The 3,052-nt window shown below is 72.8% G+C and carries 4 protein-coding genes and 2 pseudogenes; all 6 read right to left on the bottom strand.

Features of this window, described 5'->3' with window-relative positions; translation table 11 throughout:
* Positions 1 to 768, bottom strand: a 768-nt coding sequence (thiL, locus tag AC2W7M_RS22875; RefSeq protein ID WP_486135173.1) for a thiamine-phosphate kinase, incomplete at its 3' end; no start/stop codon positions are given.
* A 1-nt stretch (position 769) separates the two neighbouring features.
* Positions 770 to 1,252 (bottom strand): transcription antitermination factor NusB, encoded by a 483-nt coding sequence (gene nusB, locus AC2W7M_RS22870; RefSeq protein ID WP_486135171.1) that lies wholly within the window; start codon positions 1,250 to 1,252, stop codon positions 770 to 772.
* Positions 1,249 to 1,739: pseudogene (gene ribH / locus AC2W7M_RS22865) on the bottom strand (6,7-dimethyl-8-ribityllumazine synthase). The gene nusB and the pseudogene ribH overlap by 4 nt, the downstream one beginning before the upstream one ends.
* Positions 1,733 to 2,379, bottom strand: a pseudogene (locus tag AC2W7M_RS22860) (riboflavin synthase). The pseudogenes ribH and AC2W7M_RS22860 overlap by 7 nt, the downstream one beginning before the upstream one ends.
* A gap of 1 nt (position 2,380) precedes the next feature.
* On the bottom strand, positions 2,381 to 2,749 hold the full coding sequence (locus AC2W7M_RS22855) for a RibD family protein (protein WP_486135169.1): 369 nt from the start codon (positions 2,747 to 2,749) through the stop codon (positions 2,381 to 2,383).
* A complete protein-coding gene (locus AC2W7M_RS22850) occupies positions 2,701 to 2,928 on the bottom strand; it encodes a RibD family protein (RefSeq protein WP_486135167.1) in 228 nt (75 codons plus the stop codon). Before AC2W7M_RS22850 ends, AC2W7M_RS22855 begins: the two co-directional genes overlap by 49 nt.
* Between the last annotated feature and the right edge of the window lie 124 nt (positions 2,929 to 3,052).

Raw genomic sequence — 3,052 nt, 5'->3', positions numbered from 1 at the left:
GGCGGCCGCCGAGATCGGCACGCGGCGCGCCTCGATCACGCCGCCGCAGCCGGAGGCGGCCAGCATCTTCGCGGTGTCGCCGGCAAGCCCGTCCGAGACATCCATGGCCGCCGCCGCAAAAGCGCGCAGCACCGGCGCCAGCGCGAGGCGCGGCTGGGGGTGGAGGTAGCGGTCCAGCAGATGGCCGCGCTGCTCCGCATCGAGATCGCCGAACGGCACGTCGTTCGGTCCCAGGCGCAGCTTGAGGCCGAGCGCCGCGTCGCCGATGGTGCCGGAGACCAGGATCGCCTGGCCCGGCCGCGCCCCGGTCCGCGGCACGAAACCGCCCCGCGGCACGGCACCGAGGGCGGTGAGGGTGATGGTCACGGGACCGGGCGTGGAAACCGTATCGCCGCCGAGGATCGGGCAGCCGAACGCAGCCGCATCCGCCCCGAGGCCGGCGGCGAAGGCCTCGATCCAGGCCTCGCTCGTTCCCTTCGGCAAGGCCAGCGCCAGCAGCGCGCCAAGCGGAGCGGCGCCTTTGGCGGCGAGGTCGGAGAGATTGACCCGCAGCGCCTTGCGGGCGATGGCGGCCGGCGGGTCGTCGGCGAAGAAATGCACCCCCGCCACCACCGCGTCCTTGGTCAGCACCAGGTCGCAGCCCGCGGGCGGCGTCAGAAGTGCGGCATCGTCGCGCAGCCCGAGGCCGCCCGAGCCGGCGATGGGGCGGAAGAAGCGGGCGATGAGACGGTCCTCGCCCGAGCCGCCGCCCTCCATCGCCCCGGCCATGTCAGGCGCCCGGCGGACGGTCGAACTCGCCGGGCCGCAGGTCGCGGGCGAGCGAATCCAGCACCGCATTCACCATGCCGGTCTCGTCGCGTTCGAGGAAGGCGCCGGCAACGTTGACATATTCGGCGATCACCACCCGCGCCGGCACGTCGGGGCGCGACAGCAGTTCGGCGAGCCCGGCCCGCAGCACGGCGCGCAGCACCGCTTCCACGCGCTTCAGCGGCCAGCCCTGGGTCAGCGCGTTGTCGAGCAAAGGATCGATCTGGCGCTGGTTGCTCAGCGCCCCCTCGACCACGGCGCGGAACAGTTTCACGTCAGCGTCGGGAAGCTGGGTGCCCTCCACCTCCTGGCCGAGCCAGTGGCTCTCGAACTCGGCGAGGACGTCGTTCACCGGCGTCTGGGCAAGGTCCATCTGATACAGCGCCTGCACGGCGCCGAGGCGCGCCGCGCTCTTCTTCATGGGCTTGGTGGCGGCCTCGCTCATGCTTCGAGCCGCCGCCGCAGGCGCAGCAGCGACAATGCCGCGCGCGCCGCGCCGCCGCCCTTGTCGCCCTCGCTCACCCGCGCCCGCTCCCAGGCCTGCGCCTCGGTGTCGACGGTGAGGATGCCGTTGCCGACCGGAAGGGCATGGGTGACGCCGAGATCCATGAGGCCGCGCGCGCTCTCGCCCGCCACGATCTCGAATGGTAGGTCTCGCCGCGGATCACCACGCCCAGCGCGACCACCGCGTCCACCTCGGCGCCCGTGATCTCGGCCGCGTCGAGCGCGATTTCGGCGGCGATGGGGATTTCCAGCGCGCCCGGCACGGTGATGACTTCCACCTCGACGCCGGCCGCCTCCAGGACCGCCTTGGCGCCCTTCAGCAGCTCGTCGGCGAGCGCGTCGTAATAGCGGCCCTCGATGATGAGGACGCGCGCGTCGCCGAGGGGTTCGTCGCCCGCGAATGCGCTTTCGCGCTGTGTCGTCACCATGATGCGGTCTCCTTAGGCCGGGAGGCGTACTCGGCGGCGGGGAACTGCGCAAGCCGCGCGGCATAGCGCGCCATGACGTCGACCTCGAAATTGACCTGATCGCCGGCGCGCCGCGCGCCCCAGGTGGTGACTTCGAGCGTGTGCGGAATGAGCAGGCAGGAGAAGGTGTTGCCCGCGACCTCGTTGACCGTGAGCGAGGTGCCGTCCAGCGCCACCGAGCCCTTGGGCGCGACGAAACGCGCGAAATCCTCGGGCACCTCGAACCAGAAGCGGGTGGACGAGCCCAGGTCTTCGCGCGCGAGGATGCGCGCCTTGGCGTCCACGTGCCCGCTCACCATGTGGCCGCCCAGCTCGTCGCCGATCCTCAAGAGCGCTCCAGATTGATGCGCGCGCCCGGCGCCCATGCGGCCACCGTGGTGATGGCGAGGGTCTCGGGTGCCGCATCCACCGTGAACACGGTGCCGCGCGGGCCGCCGGCGCGGACTGAGGTCACGGTCAGGCACACGCCCGCATGGGCGATGGAGGCGCCGAGATCGATGCCCTCCCCCCCATAGCCGCAGGCGATGGAGAGGGTGCGGACCTCGCCCTTCTCCTCCACGGCGATCACCTCGCCCACGTCGGTGACGATGCCGGTGAACATGTCAGCGTCTCCACAGGCGCACGAGATGGTCGGCGCCGAGCGCGGCGTGCTCCACCTCGGCGAATCCAACGGGCGAAATGAGGCGGCCGAGCGGCCGTCCGGCGAGCGCATCCACGGCGTCGGGGCCGAGCAGGACCGGGCTGGAGAAGACCGCCACCTCGTCGACGAGGCCCGCGTCCAGGAACGCGGCCGCCACCTGCGGCCCGCCCTCCACCATCAGCCGGGTGATGCCGAGCAGGCCGAGCAGCTTGACGACGGCGGGCAGGAGCAGGCGCCCCCCCGCCCCGCGCGGCACCCGCAGCACTTCGATGCCGCGCGCGTTCAGCGCCTCCTGACGGTCGGCGGCGCATCCTCCGCCGCGATCACCCACACCGGGACGTCGCACGCGGTCTGCGCCAGCGCCGAGCCGTGCGGCAGGTCCAGCCCCGAATCGAGAACGAGGCGCACCGGCGAGCGCCCTTCCAGGCCCGGCAGCCGGCAGGTGAGCATGGGGTCGTCCGCCTTCACCGTGCCGATGCCCACCAGGATCGCGTCGGCGTGGGCGCGCATGAGATGGGCCCGCTCGCGGGCTCCGGGCCGGTGATGGCGGCCGGGGCGGACCGGCCAGGCCCGCCTTGCCGTCCGCCGACACCGCCATCTTCAGCAGCACGTGGGGCCGGCCCTCGGTGACGCG

It is taken from the genome of Xanthobacter sp. BG11Y11_SDJG (assembly GCF_057364445.1).
Note: the sequence above shows the minus strand (reverse complement) of the source record. Positions and strands in the feature narration are given on the sequence as shown.